Genomic DNA, 21161 nt, shown 5'->3' on the forward strand with positions numbered 1-21161 from the left:
AGTGTGTAGAAGGCTGGTTCGCGATATCTTGGAATGTTCATTGATAAAAATAATGAAGTGAGGGGAAAAGGATGAATATCGTTGAAATGTTGGAAGTGAATACACTTAGACATCCAAGTAAAGAGGCGTTAATCTATCAAAATAGCACATATACGTACGAGGAGTCTAATGCGAAAGTGAACCAGCTGGCACACGGACTAGTAAAGGAAGGCGTGAAAAAAGGCGATAAAATCGCGATGTTCATGAAGAACTCTGCCGATTTTGTTTTCACATACTATGCGGGTGCTAAGATTGGGGCTATACTCGTTCCGATAAATTTCCGTTTATCGTCTAAAGAAATTAACTATATTATGACCCAATCCGAATCAAAATTTATTGTTGCTGACCAGGAGTACGAAGAAATTGTCTATGAAGCTATAAAGGAGATTCCAACGGTACCAAAGCAATTCACTGCGCCTTTTGCAATAAATGAACACTGTGGGTCTCTTTCAAAGCTTTTTATTAATAGAACAGAAAATCCTGGAATTCAGTTAAATGGCACAGATGATTTACATTTACTTTACACTTCAGGGACAACAGGATTACCCAAAGGTGCATTATTTGACCATGAGCGCGTAGAGGCTGTGGCATTACAGTTCATCTTAACGCTGAATTATCATTCAGATGAACGAATGATGAATTTCGCACCATTGTTCCATTGCGCACAATTGACAATTGGTATGCTTAGTGGGTTTTACATTGGCGCAACGACGGTCGTCTATCGTGATTTTAATCCAAAGGTGATTTTAGCAGATATTAAAAAGTACCGTATTACTAGCTTTTTAGCCGTCCCGACGATGCATATTGCATTTATCAATACACCGAAAGATGAGGATTTTGATTTTTCGTCAGTAGAAAAGATTCTCTATGGTGCGGCACCGATGTCGGCGGATGTGGTTCGTAAATGCATCGATTATTACGGAACCGACCAAATGTACAGTTTATGTGGTCAAACCGAGGGGGGACCAAATGGAATTGTCTTATACCCGAAAGATCATAAGAAGCACGCCGGAATGGCCGGAAAAAATTCTTCCATGTTCACTTTAGTGGATATCGTGAATGAGCAAGGGGAATCGGTAGAACCGGGTGTGGTTGGAGAACTACTATTTAAAGGTCCAACTGTGATGAAAGAGTATTATAACAATCCGGAAGCTACCGCGAAGACAATTAGAAACGGCTGGCTTCATACCGGGGATTTAGCAATGAAAGATCAAGATGGATATATTCAACTGGTCGATCGAAATAAAGACATGATTATTTCAGGCGGAGAAAATATCTATTCTATTGAAGTAGAGAATACAATTGGCATGCATCCCAAGGTTGCGGATGTTGCAGTCATTGGCAGTCCTGATACGAAATGGGGAGAGCTTGTTACGGCAATCGTTGTGAAGAAACCTGATGAAGAAGTTACTGAACAAGAAATCATTGATTTTACTCAATTAAATATTGCACGTTTTAAAGCGCCTAAGAAAGTGGTTTTTGTAGATGCTTTACCGAGAAACGCCTCTGGAAAACTAATGAAATATCAGTTAAGAGAGGCATACACTGAAAGCAATACTCTCCCAATGGGGGTGGAACGATGAAAAAAGCGACTGTTAAGGAAGCTGCAATGAGTAAGCAATCCTATTTTACGGAAGAACATCAAATGTTTCGGGACGCATTAAGAAAATTCCTTGAAAAAGAGGCTATTCCTTATTTTGAACAGTGGGAAGAAGAGGGGCTTGTTCCGCGCGGTTTTTGGAAGAAAGTCGGAGAAAATGGATTTCTATGTTCATGGATAGGCGAGGAATATGGGGGGCTAGGAGCGGATTTTCTTTTTACCGTGATTTTAAACGAAGAGCTTTGCCGCATCGGATTTGGCTTAGGTGGTCTTGACCTTCACAGTGGTATCGTTGTTCCTTACATCAATAATTTTGGTACAGAAGAACAAAAGAGAAGGTACTTGCCCGGCTGTATGAGCGGCGATATCATTACCGCCATCGCAATGACAGAGCCAGGTGCAGGATCCGATTTGGCTTCCATTCGTACAACCGCTATTAAGGAAGGGGATAGTTATCTATTAAATGGACAAAAAACATTCATTTCCAATGGTATCCAATCTGATGTACTCGTGGTTGTTGCTAAAACAAATCCAAAGGCGGTCCCAGCGCATAAGGGAATTAGTTTATTCTTAGTTGAAAGTGATATGCCTGGTTTCTCTCGTGGAAGGAAACTCAATAAAGTGGGATTGCACAGTCAGGATACAGCAGAATTGGTTTTTGAAAACGTCAAAGTCCCAGCTGCCAATTTACTAGGTGAAGAAGGTAACGGATTCTATCACTTAATGAAAGAGTTGCAACAGGAAAGAATTCTTTCGGTTGTAGGTGCGCAGGTTGCAGCGGAAGAAATGTTGCGTATGACGATTGAATATGTGAAGGAACGTGAAGCTTTTGGACAACCAATTGGTAAATTCCAAAATACGCAATTTAAACTCGCTGAAATGGCAACGCATGTTCAAATAGGCCGAACATTTTTGGATGATTTAATTGTAAAACATATGTCAGGAGAAGAACTTCAAAAAGAAGTGTCGATGGCTAAGTGGTGGATTTCGGATAATGCGAGAAAAATGGCGCCTGAGTGTATGCAACTTCATGGCGGATACGGATATTTGGAAGAATATAAAATTGCCCGCTGGTACCGTGATATTGCCGTTGTGCCCATTTACGCCGGATCGAACGAGATTATGAAAACCATTATTGCGAAAAAACTTGGGTTATAACAAGGGGAAATCTCAGGAATAATGAAACGTTTTCTATCTTTTATTCCAAGATAAGAATACCAAAATTATAGTAGTTCAAGGGAGAATAGATACATGAGGGAAGTAGTCATTGTTGAAGGGGTTCGGACTGCAGTAGGGAGACGAGGAGGGGCTTTGGCCAATGTTCGGCCAGATGATTTGGCAGCAATCGTGCTAGATGAAGTCGTGAAACGTGCAAAGATTGATAAAGGTGAGGTAGAAGATGTCATTTTAGGATGCGGATCCCAGGTGGGGGAGCAAGCTATGAATATAGCCAGAACTTCATTATTGATAGCTGGATTTCCAATCCATGTACCGGGTGTGACAATTGATCGTCAATGCGGATCTAGTCAACAGGCTGTGCATTTTGCAGCACAAGCGATTGCATCCGGCGATATGGACATTGTCATTGCGGGAGGTGTCGAAAGCATGACTCGTGTCCCGATGTTTTCGAGCCTGCTCGATAAAGGTCCAAGTAAGAAATTGACCAATCAATATGAAATTATAAACCAAGGGATGTCATCCGAAAGAATGGTGAAAGAATGGGGTTTGACACGGGAAGAGTTGGATCAGTACTCTGTGGACAGCCATACCCGTGCATTCAACGCCATTGAAAATGGGCATTTTGAAAATGAAATTGTACCTGTGGAAGTTGAGCAAGAAGATGGGACAACGACCCTATTTGCTGTAGATGAAGGTCCGCGAGAAGGGACAACGTTGGAGATTCTAAGCGGATTAAAAACGGTTTTTGATGAAAACGGTGTAATCACGGCAGGGAACGCAAGTCAGATTAGTGATGGAGCCTCAGCGGTTCTGTTGATGTCCCGTGAAAAAGCCGAACAATTAGGATTAAAACCGCGCGCTCGTATCGTTGCACGCTCCGTCGTCGGATCGGACCCAACGCTTATGCTGACAGGTCCAATCGAAGCGACCAGAATAGTATTGAAAAAAGCAGGTCTATCTATAAAGGACATCGATACCTATGAAGTGAATGAAGCTTTTGCTCAAGTTCCTTTGGTATGGTTAAAAGATGTTGAGGGAGAATATGAAAAATTAAATGTTGATGGGGGAGCCATTGCTTTAGGACATCCTCTTGGCGCGACAGGAACAAAATTACTTGTGACCTTGTTAAATCGTCTGGAACGGAATAATGAACGATTTGGTTTGCTTACAATTTGTGAAGGAATGGGGATGGCGAATGCCACTGTCATTGAAAGATTGGAGTAGGACCACGTTTAAAGGGGATGAAAAGGATGAAAGTGAATTTTGCCAGAATGTATCGTGACAACGCATTGAAGCGTCCTGACAAATTAGCATTGGTCAATACTGAAAGAAAAAGGGAATTCACATACAAAGAACTGGACTTATTTACGAATAAAATATGCCATCTGCTAACAGATCATTTTCAACTTGGGAAAGGCGATTCTTACGCGGCGCTACTGGAAAACGATAATATGAGTTTCTTTAATTTCGGCCCTTATAAAACGGAAGTGGCGGGGGTCTGGCTTAACTACCGGGACAATCTTACCGAGCATTTGTATCAGATTGATTATGTGAAACCAAAAGTCATTTTCGTAGAAGACGCAGTGTTGTTGAAGGATGGTTATCTGAACGAACTAAGCAAAAGAGGCATCCGCATTGTTTGCATGGATAGAGGCGATAAAGAACATGAAAATGTTGAATATTTTTGGGATATCATCGAAGGGCAAAGTGATGCGCATATCGATACGGAATACGATATTGACGAGCATGTCATCTTGTATCGTTTTACGGGAGGGACGACAGGACGCGGAAAATGCGCGATGTATACTTTCCGTAACATCTTCGGCACGATCGTACAGAACCATTCCATACCGGACAATATTTACCGAGAAGATACCAAATTCTTGCATATCACACCACTGACGCATGCCACCGGCGCATTTGCTCCACCAACCCATATGAAAGGTGGAATAAATTACACCGTTAATTTACCGGATTTGGAGCTATTGTGCAAAACGATACAAGAATATGGCATCACAGCTACATTTGCAGTTCCAACTTTACTGTATCGGCTGGAAGAGCTCGGATTACACGATAAGTATAATTTGAGCACATTGGATTGTATCTTGTACGGGGCATCACCGATGAGCCCGTCGAAGCTCGAAACGCTTCAGGACAAATTCGGTAATGTTTTTGTGCAAGGCTATGGCTCCACGGAAGCCTTCCCGCCAGTATTAAGTTTGGGAAAAAAAGATCATATCATAAAAACTGACGAAGATCGGAAACGCCTGTCGGCAGCGGGTCAGCCACTGCTGGGAGTCGATATGTTTGTCGCAGATCCAGAAGGGAAAGAAGTTCCGGCTGGTACGATCGGTGAGCTGTGGATTCGCTCAGATTCAGTCATTAAAGGGTATAAAGATGCACCAGAGGAAACGGCTTCCGAATTTGATAACGGCTTCTGGAGATCTGGAGACCTTGGCTATGTTGATGACAAAGGCTATTTTTACATCGTGGACCGCAAAAAGGACATGATTATCACCGGAGGTTTCAATGTATATGCAGTTGAAGTGGAAAATGCAGTCAACTCTCACCCAGATGTCAGCAACTCAGTTATTATCGGTGTCCCTCACGAAGAATGGGGCGAAATTGTGCATGCCGAAGTTGTCCTGAAGAACGGAAGTCAAGCTACTGAACAAGAGATGATTGATTTTGTCGCTGCTAAGCTGCCGAAATATAAAGTGCCAAAATCGATTGTCTTCGTAGATGAACTTCCCACTAGCACAGTGGGGAAGGTGTTAAGACGGTATGTGAAAGAGAAGTATTGGAAAGAAAGTGTTAGAAAAGTTCATTAAAGATTATTCAATAATGCTATTAAATTCGCCTCCAGTATTGAAGATAATAAGCCATATCATGACAAATTGATTTACAAAGGCCTATTCGGTGTGTTGTGGCACGTCGGAAAAATCAAGGCTGCCCGGAAAGTCAGTGTAAACTGATAATCCGGGCACCGTTTTTGTTTCTGTTCATCTATCTTTGGGGTTGATGCTATTTGGCTCTTTCCCAAAATGATTCATCCGCTGTGAATAATATTCCTCGGGAGTCTCCTGAAAAGACAATCCTTTTTCAAATATGGTTTCCGGATCCATTCCATTCGGTTCTCTTTCCGGTTCGTTCCTTGCTGGGTGACCCAATGGAGGCTGCTGTTTTTGCGTTGCTTTATCATTCATGCTGTTTTCCACAAATTCATTTTTGAATTCCTGCTCCTTATCTTCACTTAGTATTTTTTCTTCCCTGAGATCTTTATCCATTTCAATCTCCTCCTTTAATGTATTATCTATGTTTCTCAATTTGGGCTAGTACTGTTCAATTGCCGTTATTAACAAAATCGAAACTAAGCTCTGTCGTATACTAAGTGCATATACATTAAAAGAAAATTCCGTAATTCGTTTAAGGGGTTCTCTTTAAAGGTAAAGCATGATATATTAGCAATACGTTAACAGACTAAAGTGATAAAGCGAGATAATAAAAAAGGAGAGAGATCAATGAGAAAATATATGACATTATTCATCCTTTCAGTAGTTGCATTGTTCGTCGTAACAGGATGTGGCAATTCCAAAACTAACGGAAAGTCGGGCGGGAAAGATGTTCTCGTCATCGGTGTCGATGATAAATTTGCTCCAATGGGCTTCCGAGATGAAAACAACGAACTTACTGGATTCGATATTGAATATGCGAAAGCTGCTGCAGAGCACATGGGAATGGAAGCAAAATTCCAACCGATTGATTGGAAAACGAAGGAAACAGAATTGAGCAGTGGACGAATCGATTTGATTTGGAATGGGTATACAATCACGGATGAACGGAAAGGTAAAGTGCTCTTTACAAAACCTTATTTGGAAAACGCCCAAGTTGTTGCGACGTTAGTGGATTCAGATATTGCAACATTGAAAGATCTGTCCGGCAAAAAAATAGGTTTGCAAGGTCTTTCCTCGGCAGCGGACGCTTTGAATGCCAATCCAATTCATTCTGAAATTAAGTCTGTCTCCGAATATGCGGATAATGTTCTTGCACTTTCTGACTTGAAATCTGGCCGTGTTGATGCGGTCATCATTGACGAAGTTGTCATTGATTATTACATGTCCAAAGAAGAAGGCAAGTTTAAAGTGTTGGACGAGTCCTTAGCGCCTGAGGAATATGGAGTAGGTGTGAAAAAGGGCAACGAAGAATTGCTAGAGAAGCTACAGAACGCTTTAGATAAAATGAATGAAGACGGCAGTGCTGCAAAAATCTCCACGAAATGGTTCGGGGAAGATAAAGTACTTAAATAATGAAACGAGCATGCCGGGTTTTCGATAAGAAAACCTGTTTTGCTTTTTAGAAGGAGTTATCATATGTCTATCGACTATTTCTTATCCATCTTGAAACCGATGCTGGAAGGGGCCCAAGCGACCGTTCTACTATTCCTTGTAGCAATCATTGTCTCAATTCCGCTTGGCTTCCTGCTAACATTGGTTGCTAGAAGTTCCATCAAGCCGTTAGCATACTTGGCAAATACTTATATTTATTTGATGCGGGGAACACCGCTCTTATTGCAACTCCTATTCATCGTTTTCGGTCTACCGCTTATTCCGGTTATTGGGGAGTTTTTAGTGCTTGACCGGTTTGTCGCAGCGTGTTTAGGATTCATATTGAATTATGCAGCTTATTTTGCTGAAATCTTCCGTGGCGGTTTGCTTGCGATCGACAAAGGTCAATATGAAGCTTCCCAAGTGCTCGGCTTAAATCGTTGGCAGACAATGAGGAAGGTTGTACTTCCTCAAATGTTCCGTATTGCATTGCCCGCAGTGGCGAATGAGTCGGTCACTTTGGTGAAGGATACGGCTTTGTTGTACGCGGTAGCTGTCCCTGAACTGTTGCACTTTGCGCAAACAGCTGTCAACCGTGACTTCACCATAACTCCATTCTTGCTTGCAGGAGTCATATATCTACTCATTACGTTATGTTTGACACTGTTCTTCAAATGGTTGGAAAGACGATTGCGGTTCGATTAACTTTTGTTCGGAATAGATACGAGATTATTCGTTATTGAGAAAGAGGAGTGTAAGGCATGCCGATTCTTGAAGTAGAAAACATTAAAAAATCATTCGGCCCGTTGGAAGTACTGAAGCAGATCAGTTTTGAAGTGAATAAAAATGATGTCATCGCTGTCATCGGACCTTCAGGATCGGGGAAAAGCACGATGCTAAGAAGTCTTGTTCATTTAGAAGAACTGGATGGAGGAAGCATTGCGGTAAATGGAAACTATATCGTTAAGGATGGAATTTATTCAAAACCTCAACAATTGAAAGAGATTACATCCAAAATGGGAATGGTGTTTCAACATTTCAATCTGTTTCCGCATTTGACGGTCGTGGAAAACCTTGAACTAGCACCAAAGCTTTTGAAACAGGAAAGCTCGAAACAAACCCGTGAATTGAGCATGGAATTATTGTCGAAAGTCGGCCTGTCAGATAAGGCTGATGTATTGCCGTCCAAGCTTTCGGGCGGACAGAAACAAAGGGTGGCGATTGCCCGTGCCTTAATGAGGAAGCCCGAGATTCTATTGTTCGATGAACCGACTTCTGCCCTCGATCCGGAGTTGACAGGAGAAGTTCTCCGTGTCATGAAGGATCTTGCTCACGAGGATATGACTATGGTTGTTGTCACTCATGAAATGGAATTTGCGAAAGACGTTGCGAATAAAGCGATTTTCATGGATAAAGGCGAAATCGTGGAATCCGGAAGTCCGATCGATTTATTGACGAATCCGCAAATGGACAGGACAAAAGCTTTCTTATATCGCACATTGTCCAAATGAACAGTCAGTTATTATCATGCAGTCGGGAAATGAGTCCCGGCTGTTTTTTCATTTTGACAACAATGTGAAGTGGAGTTTATAGCACGGAAATTATGTTACACTACGGATAGAAATGTATTGTTTAAGGAGATGTTTTCATGAATCAATCCGCAGAAGGGAAGCCGTTTAAAAAACGAAATTACCGGCCTGCCATCATCATTTTATCAGTCGTTTTAATAGGTATAATCGGCATATTGTCGGGGATGCAGGGGGTAGAGAATTTTGATGCGTTCGATGTTACCATCCTCCCGATGTTAAATGCTATTTTCAATAGCTTCACATTCCTCTTTCTAGTCGCAGCTCTCATCGCCATAAAGAAAAGAAATGTAAATGTTCATCAGAAATTCATATATGCCGCATTTTGTACGACAGCATTATTTCTCGTGACTTATGTTGCATTTCATTATTTGTCCCCTTCTACACCATATGGCGGGGAAGGCATCTTAGCTGGAATCTATTATTTTGTGCTTATAACACATATTATTCTTGCTGCGGCAATCGTTCCGCTCGCGTTGACAAGTGTCGCAAGAGCATGGAACAGGGAGCATGAGCGCCATCGTAAAATAGCACGTTGGACGATGCCGATATGGTTGTATGTCAGCTTTACAGGTGTTCTCGTCTATATCATGATTTCACCATATTATTAAAGTAAAAAGGCTGTTCCCGTGTGAGGGAACAGCCTTTATTAATTTAGATAAGCGGGCGATCTGGATAATCCATACGGTGGTTTACATACTCGCCATCTACTAAGACAAGAATTTTGCCTTCATTGAAATAATCATTATAACGATGAGCTTCCTCCTCAGGAATGCCCATTCCGATTAATGCGCCAGCAAGTCCTCCGACTCCTGCCCCTGCAGCAGCACCGGTGATTCCTGCAACGATTGGTCCCGCCGCAATGATTGGCCCGATGCCTGGAATCGCTAGTGCTCCAATTCCAGCTAATACTCCTCCAAGTCCGCCAAGCAATCCTCCGGTTGCGGCACCAGTTGCAGCACCGTCCGCAGCATGCGTTCCTGTCTGCTCTTCGATGTTTTCTACGTGATCTCTATCCTTACTAATGATGGAGATTTCATTTGAGCTATATCCTTGTCGTTTCAATTCTTCAATTGCTGCTACAGCTTCAGATTCGGTTTCGTAATAACCTACCACGTGTCTTTGTACCATTTCAAAACGCCTCCTGATTATAATTTTGGTCTAGCTAATTGCTATTCTAGAAAATACCCCAACAAATCTATTTAAAACATCATAAGCCGTATTTGATTTAAAGCGGCATATTCGGGTATTTAACTACCAATAGAATAGGAGGTATCAAGATGGATTATCTAATAATTGGTATGAAGCTCATTGTTGGATTGATTGCTTTAATGGCTGTCATTCGGCTTTTAGGCAAGAAGCATTTGGCTGAAATGACTCCGTATGACATCATCTATTTAATAATGTTCGGAGGCATCCTAGAAGAAACATTGTATGATGAGAAAATCTCGATATGGAAATTCGTATTCGCTATTACTATATGGGGTGGGTCCATATTTGCTGTCGAGAAGTTGGTTGCTAAATTCAATCCGTTGCGAATTCTCCTAAAAGGAGAGCCCGATCAATTGATTTCAAACGGAAAAATCAACCAAAAAGCTTTTAAGAAAAACCAATTAGAAATGGAACAGGTGCGAACAATGCTCCGTCAACAAGGAATCTTTTCATTAAGAGAAGTACGCGACATGTATATTGAACCAGGCGGCCAGGTTTCCATTAATACGTTCGCAAAGTATAAGTCTGTCGTAGCCGATGATTTAGGAATCGAAAAGAAGGAAGAAGAGCCGAGTGCCTTGCTAATCGATGAAGGCGAGGTGAAAACCGAAGTCTTGAATGCTATCGGAAAATCCAACGAGTGGCTGCTAGAAGGGATCAATGCAAAAGGATTTGATCGTGTAGAGGAAATTATCTATTGTGAATGGTCGGATACTGATGGTTTCTTCATAAGAGGATTTACTGATACTATAGAATTGAATAATCATCAGCCGAGCTGATCGGTTGATGGAGGAGGCTGTCAGATGCAATCATTTTCAATGCTCATTAATGGAGAGGAAATCGGAGATAGTCTTTCTACTATACAAGTCATGAATCCTGCGACAGGAGAACAGATAGCTACTGTACCTAATGGAGGTGCAAAGGAAGCTGTTTTGGCTGTGGATGCAGCATACGACGCATTTAAAGATTGGTCCGCTTTATCCGCCTATGATCGGAGTTCACTTTTGAACAAATGGCATGAGCTGATTGAAATCCATATGGAAGATCTTGCGCGAACAATGACGGAGGAACAAGGGAAGCCTTTAGCAGAAGCTAGAGGTGAAATAAAGTACGCGAACGGATTCATATCTTGGTATGCGGAAGAAGCGAAACGCATTTATGGTGAAATGATCCCTTCAAGCCAGACGGGAAAACGGATCTTCATCCATAAACAGCCAGTTGGCGTAACGGCTGTCATTACGCCTTGGAACTTTCCGGCGGCAATGATTACAAGAAAGGTTGGACCTGCACTGGCAGCAGGTTGTACAGTCGTCATCAAGCCTGCGGAACAGACTCCGATAACAGCAATCCGATTGGCTCAGTTGGCGTTGGAAGCTGGTATACCTGCTGGTGTCATTAACGTTGTAACAGGTGATGCGAGTGCGATAGGTGAAGCTTGGCTGAAAGATACACGTGTCCGTAAGCTGACATTTACCGGTTCTACTGAAGTAGGGAAGCTACTCATGCGCGAAGCGGCGGACACGGTGAAGAAAATTTCTTTGGAACTCGGGGGACATGCCCCGGCAATCGTCATGGAAGACTGCGATATTGAAAAAGCGGTGGATGGAGTCATTGCCGCTAAGTTTAGAAATGCAGGACAAACATGTGTATGTGCAAATCGTATTTACGTTCAAGAAACAATAGCGGAAGATTTTACAGCAAAGTTTGTTGATCGGGTGAAGCGTTTAAAAGTCGGTAACGGAATGGATGAAAATGTTTCAATCGGTCCGCTTATCGATGAAGACGCAATAACTAAAGTACAGTCACATGTAGAGGATGCACAGTCAAAGGGCGCGAAAATTGCTGTCGGTGGCGCAAGGAAACAAGGTCTGTTTTACGAACCGACTGTCTTATTTGATGTTAAAGATAATATGGTTTGCATGCAGGAAGAGACATTTGGCCCCGTAGCACCGATTACGACTTTTTCTTCGATAGAGGAGGTTCTCCGAAGGGCGAATGATTCGATTTATGGATTGGCAGCCTATGTATTTACAGAAAATATTTCAAGAGGAATTCGGATGAGCGAGCAATTGGAATACGGAATTGTTGGTTTGAATGATGGACTTCCTTCCACTCCCCAAGCCCCATTCGGCGGGTTCAAGCAGAGCGGGCTCGGTCGGGAGGGCGGCCATCATGGCTTAGATGAATATATTGAAATCAAATACATTTCAGTAGGGTTATAAGGCGAAATAGAGACATCCGCTCAAAGCGGATGTCTTTTTTTGTCTTTTTTATTTCACATCTATCAAAAGTAGCATAATATTAGGTTGAATATTTTAATAAATAAAATAATTTTATCTTAAAATCTATTTATTTGTCTTGAAATAAATGGTAGACTGAAAGCGACAACGTAGAAGAAGGGGGAAATGGTTTGGTTTTCAAAAGAACTTCCATGTTTTTTATGGTTGTTATTATGTCGTTTGCTGCCGTGTTCACAGTTGTACCAAGTCAGCCAGATGTACAAGCTTCAGGTCAGTACGAGAGTCTGGAAAGAAAAATCAATACGATAATGGCTGATTCATCAATGAAGTCTCTTGACGCCAGTGTCACTGTACGAAAGGCGTCAACTGGGGAGATTATATTCGAAGCTAATGCGGAACGCAAAGTTACACCTGCATCCACTTTAAAGCTTCTCACATCAGCGGCCGCTTTGGAAACGCTTGGTGAAGAATACCAATTCACGACAGATGTGCTCACGGACGGCTCAATAGCAAAAGGGGTTTTAAACGGCAATCTTTACTTAAGAGGGCAAGGGGATCCAACTCTTATGAAAAGGGATTTGGATCAATTTGCTGCCACTCTTTCAAAGCTTGGCATAAAGAAAATCACTGGTGATTTAGTCGGAGATGACAGTTGGTTTGATTCCGTACGCCTATCTCCGGGGATTGATAAAAGTGACGAAACTTTTTACTATGCCGCGCAAATATCCGGATTGACGTTATCACCGAATACTGACTATGATGCCGGCACTGTGATTGTCAACGCCATACCGACAAAAAAGGGGTATAAAGCGAAAGTGACAATGACGCCTGATACGGGCATCGTCACGATTGTTAATAAAAGTAAAACTGTTCCGAAGGGCTATAAAAACACGTTATCTATCAAACGCCAACATGGAACGAATAACATTGTCATAACGGGAAATGCCCCTCTCGGAAGTGGGGGAAAAAAGGAATGGGTGACCGTCTCTAACCCAACAGCTTATACGCTAGATGTTTTTAAAAAGTCGCTTTCTGAAAAAGGGATCACGTTCACAAAACCATCGAAGGTGACAAGGCGGGAAACCTCACAACAAGCCAGAGTCCTTGCATCCAGACAATCGATGCCATTGAAGAAATTGATGAGGCCTTTCATGAAGTTAAGTAATAATACACATGCCGAAACATTAGCAAAAACGATGGGCAAACGAGTATATGGGGAAGGAAGCTGGAATGCAGGTTTGCGCGTCATGCGTGAATTTGGACAAACCATTGGTTTACAACCTTCTGAATGGAAATTCGAAGATGCATCCGGAATGTCCCATAATAACAAAGTGACGTCCGCCCAATTGACAGAATTGCTGTTCCTTGCGCGACAAGCACCTTGGTATGGAAGTTTCGTACAAGGTTTGCCGGTTTCAGGGATGAATGACCGTTTTGTTGGAGGTACGTTAAAAAACAGATTAAAAGGTGCTTCTGTAAAAGGGAAAATTATTGCGAAGACCGGTAGCTTAAACCAAGTCAGTTCATTAGCAGGATATGTTGAAACGAAAAATGGGGAAACATTAATTTTCAGTGTCCTCACCCATGGGAAGAAAACGAATGCACTGCCAGCGATTGATAAAATAGCGACCGTCATCGCCACAACACCGATTAATTAAAACCCACAAACGGCATGAAAGTGTCGTTTGTGGGTTTTTCCTTTTGCAATCAAATTAGCAATTCAAATAACGTGCTGTCTTTATTGACTTCGGTGAACGGGAAGCCATTCTGTTCCATACGGAGCAACAGGCCTTCGTAATCTTCCTTCCTCTTCAGTTCGATGCCTACCAGTCCCGGCCCGTTTTCCTTATTATGCTTCTTTGTATATTCAAAAGTGGTAATATCATCGTCCGGTCCTAACACAGAGTCTAAAAACTGCCGCAATGCGCCTGCACGTTGTGGAAAATTGATAATGAAATAATAGAGCAGCCCTTCATGCAAAAGAGATTTTTCCTTAATTTCCTGCATCCGTCCAATATCGTTATTCCCTCCACTGATAATACAAACGACGGATTTCCCTTTTATTTGGTCTTTATAATAATCAAGGGCGGCAATCGGCAAAGCCCCCGCAGGCTCAGCGATGATGGCATGTTCGTTATATAAATTCAGAATCGCAGTGCACACTTTACCTTCAGGAACACTCATAATCTCATCGACATATTTCCGGCATATCTCAAACGTTTTGGCGCCTGCACATTTAACAGCAGCTCCATCGACGAATTTATCGATGTTTTCCAAAGTCATGACAGCGCCGTTCCGGATTGCGGCTTTCATACTGCTAGCCCCCTCCGGTTCGACTCCGATCATCTTAGTCATAGGGGAGAGGTTTTTAATATAAGTGCTGATCCCCGCCATGAGACCGCCGCCGCCGATGCTTGCGATAACAAAATCAATCGGCTCTTCAATATCATTCATCACTTCGACAGCTACTGTACCTTGACCCGCAATTATATCCTCGTCATCGAATGGATGGATGAATATCCGATCTTCCTTTTCTGCGCACTTCACTGCATGGGCGGAAGAATCATCGAACGTATCGCCGACAAGGATGACCTCGACAAAATCCCTCCCGAACATCTTCACTTGGTTTATTTTCTGTTTCGGCGTTGTTTGCGGCATGTAAATCTTGCCACTAATCTTCAAATGGGCACAAGCATAAGCGACACCTTGTGCATGATTGCCCGCACTTACACAAACGATGCCCTTTTCGCGTGCATCTGTTTCGATCCGCTTAATTTTGTAAAAAGCGCCACGTAATTTGAAGGAGCGCACATATTGTAAATCTTCCCGCTTAATATAGACATTACAGTCATATTTCTCGGATAGCCTCTCGTTTTTTTGCAAAGGTGTATGATTTACGACATCCTTGAGCAATTGATTGGCAATCAGGATATCTTCCACTTGTACTGTTTTCGTTTCACTCTTAGCCATCTTTGTCATACGCTCTTTCCCCTCCGGTAATAAAAATGAATATTTTATTATATTACCATGAAACCCCGAATAAGAACATAAGATTGTTCGTAATTGCTAATTAATTTTAACGATTTCATCAAGATGCATTATTCAATTAAATATGTAAGCGTTTTCTTTACAGGAAAATCAAATATTAGACGTCACGACAAGTTTCAATGCCTTTTGCCGGATGGAAAGATGAATTTTTTCAGAGTGGAAGATTTCCCCATCGATGACATAAGGCAATGTCTGTTGTCCTTCAATTATAATTTCTTTTCCTTTGAAATAGGTAACTTCATTAGCAATGAGAGGCTCTCCTTTTAGCAGTTCAGGGAAAAGTTTGGATAAGACTTTCAAACGTCTCGCATCATGTAAAACTGTTACATCTATAAGACCATCGTCAGGTTGTGCAAGAGGGCAAATCGTAAGGCCGCCGCCATACATTTTCACATTGCCGTTCGCAATTAGCCATAGGTCTGTTTGGAGAACGAGGTTCCCATCGACGAAAAGTTTACCGTAGAATGGCTTGAACGTCAGCAATTCAATAATGGCTGCAATCGTATAGGCGTCTCCTCCACGATTAAATTTATTGAGCCATCTTTTATAAATGGAGCGATCGGCCCTTATTCCAATCTGGGCATCCATTCCGACACCGACTACCGTCATTGCGTACATTCCATTCACATATAATAGATCCACAGATCTCGTTTCGCCGTGAATCAGTTTTTCGACAAATTGTTTCGGCTCGGCAACCAAACTGAAATTTCTAGCGACATCATTGCCCGAGCCAGCAGAGAAGACAGCTAATGGTATGTTTGTATCGACCAATTGTTGGAGGACAGAGCTTACTGTACCGTCACCGCCAATTACGACAAAAGCCGTTATTGAATGCATAGCTGTAGTTTCATTTATATAAGCACGTGTGATTTCTGAAGAGACGCATATATGCGCTTCATAAGGTAATTTCTTTTCTATAAGAATCGCTTCAATTTCATGCCATATGGCAACTGCTGCACCTTTACCTGAAGTTGGATTAATCATAAATACAAACATCGGATGACCTCTTTCCTATCTAATAGTTTAACATAATTATAACTAAGGAATTACTCCAATTTCGAATAGTCTGTTTAGAGAATTTAGAAGTCGGGAAAACTTATAGGGATGTACGAAGAAAAGGAGATGATATCATGCAAAAATGGGATAGTAGACCAGACAAGCCCGATGCCGGTTTATGGACCGCATTGGGAGTGTCTACACTTATCATACTCATTGTCATCTTCGTAAATCTTATGTAATTCTGTAAGGCTTCTTTCCGTTAAAGGGAAGAAGCTTTCTTCGTTTGTCTAAATTTTACTCTATCATTATAATGAAAGTAGCGAATTTTTTGAAAAGGGGAGGGGACGGTAATGAATAAGGTGGAATCCATATTACGTGCTGACGCATTAGATATTAGAGAAATGATAAGAAATAGGGAACTGACTGTGACAGAAGTCACTTCGATTTTCATCGAAAGAATGAAAGAAAAAAATCCAGCGGTCAACTTTCTGGTGGAAAGCCGTTTTGATGCCGCGATGGAGCAGGCTGCAAAGGCAGATGTCGCACTATCGAACTGTGATGCAAAAGGGAAATTGTTCGGCGTTCCGATGAGTATGAAAGAATCATTTAATGTCGCTGGAATGCAAACGACCGGTGGATTAATCGGAAGAATAGGATTCGTTCAGGAACAAGATGCAGAAGTTGTCAGGAAGTTGAAAGCTGAAGGTGCGATTATCATCGGGAAGACGAATACACCTGAATTATGTTTTTGCCAAGAAACGGACAATAAATTGTATGGCAGGACAAATAATCCATGGAATTTAAATCGGACAGCAGGCGGTTCAAGCGGCGGAGAAGGAGCAGCGATTGCACTCGGAGCGGCTGCTGTAGGACTCGGTTCAGATATAGGTGGATCAATCCGGTTTCCAAGCCATTTTAATGGTGTTGTTGGATTCAAATCTGGAAAAGGGCAAGTTTCCCAGAAGGGAAGTTTTCCGTTTGTGGAGAACGCATGGCAGCAAAGGATGCTCGGCATTGGACCGCTTGCGAAAACAGTAAGGGATGCGAAACTAGTCTATTCGATTATTGCAAACCACGAAATGGATGAGAAGGACATCAATGATTTTTCTATTGACGTATTTCGCACGATTGAATTCTCGCTTTCAGATGACATGGTAAAGCTATTAAACGATGTATATCTTTACTTGAAAAATAACTATGTAACGGAAAGAGAGCCCATTCCGCAGCTCGGGGAATCGGCACTTCTGTGGCAGGAGATCATGTCAATAGATGGTGGGAAGTCAACTAGAACGATAGCCTTCGAGAATGTTAAGGGAAGTCCGTTTACCGCATACATGAAAGAAATGACAGGCAGGAACGCAAATATTCATCGTTATTTGTCGTGGGCGTTGATCGGTGCTTCTTTATTCAAACCGTCGGTGAAAAGGGTGAATGAAATATCGCTTCTGTTGAAAGATGGGGATGAATTCTTAGAAGAGTATTTGGAAAGACGGTTGATCGTCATGCCGGTTTACCATACTGCCGCACCGCCTCATGGCATCGTTTTTAAAGAAGTATTTTCGATTAACAAGACATTCCTGAAATATATGCCATTTGTTGCATTTGCAAATACATGGGGACTTCCGGCTTTGACAGTACCAGTGGGAAAGGATGACAACGGAATGCCAATTGGTCTGCAAATCATTAGTAAGAACGGCAACGAGGACGCCATCTTTTCCCTCGGTACGATTCTTGAAAACCAATTTGGAGGCTACACGATGGCGGATTAATGTCAGAACAAATAAACAGATGAAGAAAAGCGAAAAACTTTCCTTCATCTGTTTATTTATTGAACACCGAATGATAGAAGATAATGAATTCTATTTTTTTACCTATAATTTTGATGGTGATTAGAGAATGCTGTGATATAATGCAGGATGAACATAATTTTTTTATTGAGGAGTAATGACAATGTTAAAAGACTTCTTTATCGGCCTATCTCAAAATCAAGTTTTGAATAGTGCGGCAAAAAAATATGGACTAAAACTAGGCGCGCAAAACGTAGTGGCGGGAACAAATATTTCAGAAACAATTGATAGCATTAAAGAACTGAACAAACATGGCATCTCTTGCACTGTAGACAACTTGGGCGAATTCGTCTTTGAAAAAGAGGAAGCGATCGCTGCGAAAGAACAAATTCTCGCAGTCATTGAAGCTATTCATGAGCATGATGTTGACGCACACATTTCATTGAAGCCTTCTCAATTAGGCCTCGACATTGACTATGACTTTTGTAAGGAAAACATAGAGGAAATAGTAGCTGCTGCAAATAAGCATGGTATCTTCGTCAATTTTGACATGGAAGACCATCCTCGTCTTCAACCTTCATTCAACTTGTTGGACGAGCTCTCAAAGCAATACGACAATATCGGAACGGTCATCCAAGCATATTTTTTCCGAGCGGAAGAAGATTTACATAAGTATAAGAATTACCGACTGCGAATCGTCAAAGGGGCATACAAGGAGACCGCGGAAGTCGCATATCAAGATAAACAGGACATCGACAAGAACTACATCAAATTAATCGAATGGCATTTACTGAACGGTAAATTCACTTCCATTGCAACTCATGACCATAATGTCATCAATCATGTAAAGCAATTTGTCAGAGACAATAATATTCCGAATGATAAGTTCGAATTCCAAATGCTCTATGGTTTCAGGAAGGACATGCAGTTGGAATTGGCGAAAGAAGGGTATAACTTCTGCACATACGTTCCTTTCGGCCAAGATTGGTATGGCTATTTCATGCGCCGTCTTGCTGAAAGACCACAAAATATGAACCTTGTCGTCAAACAAGTGTTTACGAAGAAGACGAATACGATGATCGGGTTAGCTGCAGGCGCATTCCTACTTGGACGCCTGACGAAGAAGAAATAAGAGACGGCCAGTCACACTAGGATAACTAGTGACTGGCCGTTTTCTTATCCGAAAACAACGATTGTAATGAAATAAATGACCATGGCGACTAGGCCGATCGGCACTCCGAATCGTGCCCATTCGACACTTTTAATATTTAATTTTCCTGCGGCGATAATGTTCGGGATATTGCCGGGGATGAGCATCCCGCCACTAATTAGAAGCCCTAACAAGATTGCTTTAATGGTCGGCTCGTCCATCACACTGCTAATTTCCGCGGCAGCAAGCGTTGCATTATCGAGAACAGCTGAAATCATGTTAATCCAATAGAGTATGTATGGATTAAGATCGAGTAGGAATTTCTTAATGAACGGTTCAAATCCGGCGCCTAATAATGTCAAAGCCATGACGAACAGGTACACTTTAAACCCACGGATAAAAATATCCACCAATGATTCCTTCCCTTGATTCGCCTTCAACCCTTTTGTCTTTTTAGTAGGATTGATTAGAAAAATAGCTAATATGCCAAAAGCAATAACCCCTGGAATGACGTCAGGGCCGATGAGTCTCAATAGATAAAAGAAATCTTCATTTAGCTTGCTCGTTGCAATTGTTGAAAGAGGCTCACCTATAGGCGTCAATACAGCACCCATTCCAATTGAATAACAGGCGAGGATGACAAAGCGGACTTCCGATCTACGATCAAGCTCCAAAACACTGACAATTGCCACTAAAACGAGCGCGGCAATGATAGCGGTAATCACACTGGATACGATTCCGAGGATAATGATAATCAATGCTAAAAAGAGTTTGAAAGGAAGAATCCGGCTGACTCCTTTAATGCTTTTTTCAAAAGGCTTCTGCAACCATTTGAAAATGAGACCCGCCACTACGACTGCAATCGTAATATGTATAGGATCTTCAAGAGCTTTCAGCACCAAGTCCTTATTTAGAACTCCGCTGACTACGACTGCCGCAATACCCATTATGAAGAGGAACAACTCCAAATTACGCTCTACAAATGGGATTGTAAAAGGCAGAAATAGAACTAAAACTAGGATGATTGTCAATCCAACAATCATAATATTTCCCCTTTTTCTATTAATTAATTATCTCTCTATTCTATCATATTACTTTTATTTTTAATGGAGAACATCTTTAACAAAATAAAAAAGCAATACCGCGTTCGGTATTGCTCAGACTGTAGACAAAAGGGTTGGAAATCATAGATTTCCAACCCTTTTGCTTAAACATCTACATTTTAACTGTCAGTAGACTGAAATAACGTTGATTTCCGTTCCGGGCGGACGCTTTCCGGGGGGCTTGCCCTCAGCCAAGCGAACAGCGAAGGGTTCGCTTTGCCTTAATTTCTGCGAACTATGCAGAAATTAAGGCACCAGGCTGCTCCTAACGCTACGCTTTTAGTCGCAAGAGCCGTTCGTCGTAACGGCTCTTCCTGCGGGGTCTTCACGCTGCGCTAATCCCCCAGGAGTCGCCGCCCTGCACTCCAATCAACTGGAAATCCTTTAAGACAGGGGTATCATTTCAGCCTCCATAGCCGGCGCTCTCCACGCCCAACTGGCCAGTTTCTTCGCATTTATGGCAGCAAAAGTTAGCATCGCCTGCAAGGACGTGGTTGTGTCCCAAGTCCTCAGCTACATCCAAATAGTCCTGCCAGATATGCCGTTGAATCATCTTTTGTTGATTCTTACTTTGCGTGCATCGGCCAATCACTGGACACGCGGCACAAATAGATGGCGTCGATGCATGCTGGCGATATCCTTCCTTCGTTGTTGTTCGGTAGGTAAGCACCTGTCCTTCGGGACAGAGATAGCAGTCGTAGCTCGTCATAGACATTCCTTTTAGAGAATCAGGTTCTTCCTGAACTTCCGTGATTGGAGCGGAGAGCGGCGACTCCTGCGGGAACAGCACGAGCTGAAGACCCTGGACTGAGCGAAAGCCGTAACGAAGAACGGCTTTTGCGAGTAAAAGCGTAGCGTTACGAGCATAGGGGTGCTGTCTAATTTCTGCACAA

Annotated in this window: 18 protein-coding genes and 1 pseudogene; 13 read left to right on the forward strand and 6 right to left on the reverse strand. The window is 42.2% G+C overall.

Going from position 1 to position 21161, the window contains the following annotated elements; genetic code table 11:
- Positions 1–71: 71 nt before the first annotated feature.
- From NIT04_RS08605 to NIT04_RS08620, 4 genes are all read left to right on the forward strand, one after another.
- Positions 72–1622, forward strand: coding sequence for a class I adenylate-forming enzyme family protein (locus NIT04_RS08605; RefSeq protein WP_252503129.1), 1551 nt, complete (start codon positions 72–74; stop codon positions 1620–1622).
- Positions 1619–2797 (forward strand): acyl-CoA dehydrogenase family protein, encoded by a 1179-nt coding sequence (locus NIT04_RS08610; RefSeq protein WP_252503130.1) that lies wholly within the window; start codon positions 1619–1621, stop codon positions 2795–2797. The genes NIT04_RS08605 and NIT04_RS08610 overlap by 4 nt, the downstream gene beginning before the upstream one ends.
- 93 nt (positions 2798–2890) lie before the next feature.
- Entirely contained in the window at positions 2891–4042 is a 1152-nt protein-coding gene (locus tag NIT04_RS08615) for a thiolase family protein (RefSeq protein ID WP_252503131.1), read from the forward strand.
- A 26-nt stretch (positions 4043–4068) separates the two neighbouring features.
- Positions 4069–5649, forward strand: coding sequence for a class I adenylate-forming enzyme family protein (locus NIT04_RS08620; protein ID WP_252503132.1), 1581 nt, complete (start codon positions 4069–4071; stop codon positions 5647–5649).
- A 171-nt stretch (positions 5650–5820) separates the two neighbouring features.
- Here NIT04_RS08620 and NIT04_RS08625 read toward each other — a convergent pair whose 3' ends face one another.
- On the reverse strand, positions 5821–6105 hold the full coding sequence (locus NIT04_RS08625; protein WP_252503133.1) for a hypothetical protein: 285 nt from the start codon (positions 6103–6105) through the stop codon (positions 5821–5823).
- A gap of 234 nt (positions 6106–6339) precedes the next feature.
- On the opposite strand from NIT04_RS08625, the gene NIT04_RS08630 reads away from it, so the two are divergent.
- From NIT04_RS08630 to NIT04_RS08645, 4 genes are all read left to right on the forward strand, one after another.
- The gene (locus tag NIT04_RS08630) at positions 6340–7125 is read left to right on the forward strand and encodes an amino acid ABC transporter substrate-binding protein (protein ID WP_252503134.1); all 786 of its coding nucleotides are present in this window, start codon (positions 6340–6342) and stop codon (positions 7123–7125) included.
- 63 nt (positions 7126–7188) lie between these two features.
- The gene (locus tag NIT04_RS08635) at positions 7189–7848 is read left to right on the forward strand and encodes an amino acid ABC transporter permease (protein WP_252503135.1); all 660 of its coding nucleotides are present in this window, start codon (positions 7189–7191) and stop codon (positions 7846–7848) included.
- Positions 7849–7904: 56 nt separating this feature from the next.
- A complete protein-coding gene (locus NIT04_RS08640; RefSeq protein WP_252503136.1) occupies positions 7905–8654 on the forward strand; it encodes an amino acid ABC transporter ATP-binding protein in 750 nt (249 codons plus the stop codon).
- Between the two features lie 137 nt (positions 8655–8791).
- The gene (locus NIT04_RS08645; protein ID WP_252503137.1) at positions 8792–9340 is read left to right on the forward strand and encodes a DUF420 domain-containing protein; all 549 of its coding nucleotides are present in this window, start codon (positions 8792–8794) and stop codon (positions 9338–9340) included.
- Positions 9341–9383: 43 nt separating this feature from the next.
- Here NIT04_RS08645 and NIT04_RS08650 read toward each other — a convergent pair whose 3' ends face one another.
- Positions 9384–9860 carry a general stress protein gene (locus NIT04_RS08650; RefSeq protein WP_252503138.1) on the reverse strand — a complete coding sequence of 159 codons (477 nt, stop codon included), beginning with the start codon at positions 9858–9860 and terminating at the stop codon, positions 9384–9386.
- 149 nt (positions 9861–10009) lie between these two features.
- Here NIT04_RS08650 and NIT04_RS08655 point away from each other — a divergent pair, with 149 nt between their 5' ends.
- The 3 genes from NIT04_RS08655 to dacB all read left to right on the forward strand — a co-directional run bounded on the left by NIT04_RS08655 (position 10010) and on the right by dacB (position 13839).
- The gene (locus NIT04_RS08655) at positions 10010–10720 is read left to right on the forward strand and encodes a DUF421 domain-containing protein (RefSeq protein ID WP_252503139.1); all 711 of its coding nucleotides are present in this window, start codon (positions 10010–10012) and stop codon (positions 10718–10720) included.
- A 24-nt stretch (positions 10721–10744) separates the two neighbouring features.
- Positions 10745–12163: an NAD-dependent succinate-semialdehyde dehydrogenase gene (locus NIT04_RS08660; protein ID WP_305880094.1), complete on the forward strand. Its 1419-nt coding sequence runs from the start codon at positions 10745–10747 to the stop codon at positions 12161–12163.
- A 188-nt stretch (positions 12164–12351) separates the two neighbouring features.
- A complete protein-coding gene (gene dacB / locus NIT04_RS08665) occupies positions 12352–13839 on the forward strand; it encodes a D-alanyl-D-alanine carboxypeptidase/D-alanyl-D-alanine-endopeptidase (protein WP_252503140.1) in 1488 nt (495 codons plus the stop codon).
- Between the two features lie 49 nt (positions 13840–13888).
- On the opposite strand, the gene ilvA is transcribed toward dacB, so the two are convergent.
- Together ilvA and NIT04_RS08675 are read right to left on the reverse strand one after the other, a co-directional pair.
- Positions 13889–15151: a threonine ammonia-lyase IlvA gene (ilvA, locus tag NIT04_RS08670; RefSeq protein ID WP_252503225.1), complete on the reverse strand. Its 1263-nt coding sequence runs from the start codon at positions 15149–15151 to the stop codon at positions 13889–13891.
- Between the two features lie 168 nt (positions 15152–15319).
- Positions 15320–16225, reverse strand: coding sequence for a diacylglycerol kinase family protein (locus NIT04_RS08675; protein ID WP_252503141.1), 906 nt, complete (start codon positions 16223–16225; stop codon positions 15320–15322).
- 353 nt (positions 16226–16578) lie between these two features.
- Between NIT04_RS08675 and NIT04_RS08680 the strand changes: the two genes are divergently transcribed.
- Together NIT04_RS08680 and NIT04_RS08685 are read left to right on the forward strand one after the other, a co-directional pair.
- Positions 16579–17997: an amidase gene (locus NIT04_RS08680; protein ID WP_252503142.1), complete on the forward strand. Its 1419-nt coding sequence runs from the start codon at positions 16579–16581 to the stop codon at positions 17995–17997.
- A gap of 181 nt (positions 17998–18178) precedes the next feature.
- Positions 18179–19147: a proline dehydrogenase family protein gene (locus NIT04_RS08685; RefSeq protein WP_252503143.1), complete on the forward strand. Its 969-nt coding sequence runs from the start codon at positions 18179–18181 to the stop codon at positions 19145–19147.
- A gap of 44 nt (positions 19148–19191) precedes the next feature.
- Here NIT04_RS08685 and NIT04_RS08690 read toward each other — a convergent pair whose 3' ends face one another.
- Both NIT04_RS08690 and NIT04_RS08695 read right to left on the reverse strand, forming a co-directional pair.
- The gene (locus NIT04_RS08690; protein ID WP_252503144.1) at positions 19192–20208 is read right to left on the reverse strand and encodes a DUF1646 family protein; all 1017 of its coding nucleotides are present in this window, start codon (positions 20206–20208) and stop codon (positions 19192–19194) included.
- 444 nt (positions 20209–20652) lie between these two features.
- Positions 20653–20968: pseudogene (locus NIT04_RS08695) on the reverse strand (transposase); the annotation flags it as partial.
- Positions 20969–21161 lie beyond the last annotated feature (193 nt).

It is taken from the genome of Sporosarcina sp. Marseille-Q4943, from assembly GCF_943736995.1.
Classification (GTDB): Bacteria; Bacillota; Bacilli; order Bacillales_A; family Planococcaceae; genus Sporosarcina.

Bases quoted from the DNA above. Each gene is read 5' to 3' on its own strand.
- NIT04_RS08605 (WP_252503129.1), top strand. From the start codon at position 72: ATGAATATCGTTGAAATGTTGGAAGTGAATACACTTAGACATCCAAGT.
- NIT04_RS08610 (WP_252503130.1), top strand. From the start codon at position 1,619: ATGAAAAAAGCGACTGTTAAGGAAGCTGCAATGAGTAAGCAATCCTAT.
- NIT04_RS08615 (WP_252503131.1), top strand. From the start codon at position 2,891: ATGAGGGAAGTAGTCATTGTTGAAGGGGTTCGGACTGCAGTAGGGAGA.
- NIT04_RS08620 (WP_252503132.1), top strand. From the start codon at position 4,069: ATGAAAGTGAATTTTGCCAGAATGTATCGTGACAACGCATTGAAGCGT.
- NIT04_RS08625 (WP_252503133.1), bottom strand. From the start codon at position 6,105: ATGGATAAAGATCTCAGGGAAGAAAAAATACTAAGTGAAGATAAGGAG.
- NIT04_RS08630 (WP_252503134.1), top strand. From the start codon at position 6,340: ATGAGAAAATATATGACATTATTCATCCTTTCAGTAGTTGCATTGTTC.
- NIT04_RS08635 (WP_252503135.1), top strand. From the start codon at position 7,189: ATGTCTATCGACTATTTCTTATCCATCTTGAAACCGATGCTGGAAGGG.
- NIT04_RS08640 (WP_252503136.1), top strand. From the start codon at position 7,905: ATGCCGATTCTTGAAGTAGAAAACATTAAAAAATCATTCGGCCCGTTG.
- NIT04_RS08645 (WP_252503137.1), top strand. From the start codon at position 8,792: ATGAATCAATCCGCAGAAGGGAAGCCGTTTAAAAAACGAAATTACCGG.
- NIT04_RS08650 (WP_252503138.1), bottom strand. From the start codon at position 9,860: ATGGTACAAAGACACGTGGTAGGTTATTACGAAACCGAATCTGAAGCT.
- NIT04_RS08655 (WP_252503139.1), top strand. From the start codon at position 10,010: ATGGATTATCTAATAATTGGTATGAAGCTCATTGTTGGATTGATTGCT.
- NIT04_RS08660 (WP_305880094.1), top strand. From the start codon at position 10,745: ATGCAATCATTTTCAATGCTCATTAATGGAGAGGAAATCGGAGATAGT.
- ilvA (WP_252503225.1), bottom strand. From the start codon at position 15,151: ATGGCTAAGAGTGAAACGAAAACAGTACAAGTGGAAGATATCCTGATT.
- NIT04_RS08675 (WP_252503141.1), bottom strand. From the start codon at position 16,225: ATGTTTGTATTTATGATTAATCCAACTTCAGGTAAAGGTGCAGCAGTT.
- NIT04_RS08680 (WP_252503142.1), top strand. From the start codon at position 16,579: ATGAATAAGGTGGAATCCATATTACGTGCTGACGCATTAGATATTAGA.
- NIT04_RS08685 (WP_252503143.1), top strand. From the start codon at position 18,179: ATGTTAAAAGACTTCTTTATCGGCCTATCTCAAAATCAAGTTTTGAAT.
- NIT04_RS08690 (WP_252503144.1), bottom strand. From the start codon at position 20,208: ATGATTGTTGGATTGACAATCATCCTAGTTTTAGTTCTATTTCTGCCT.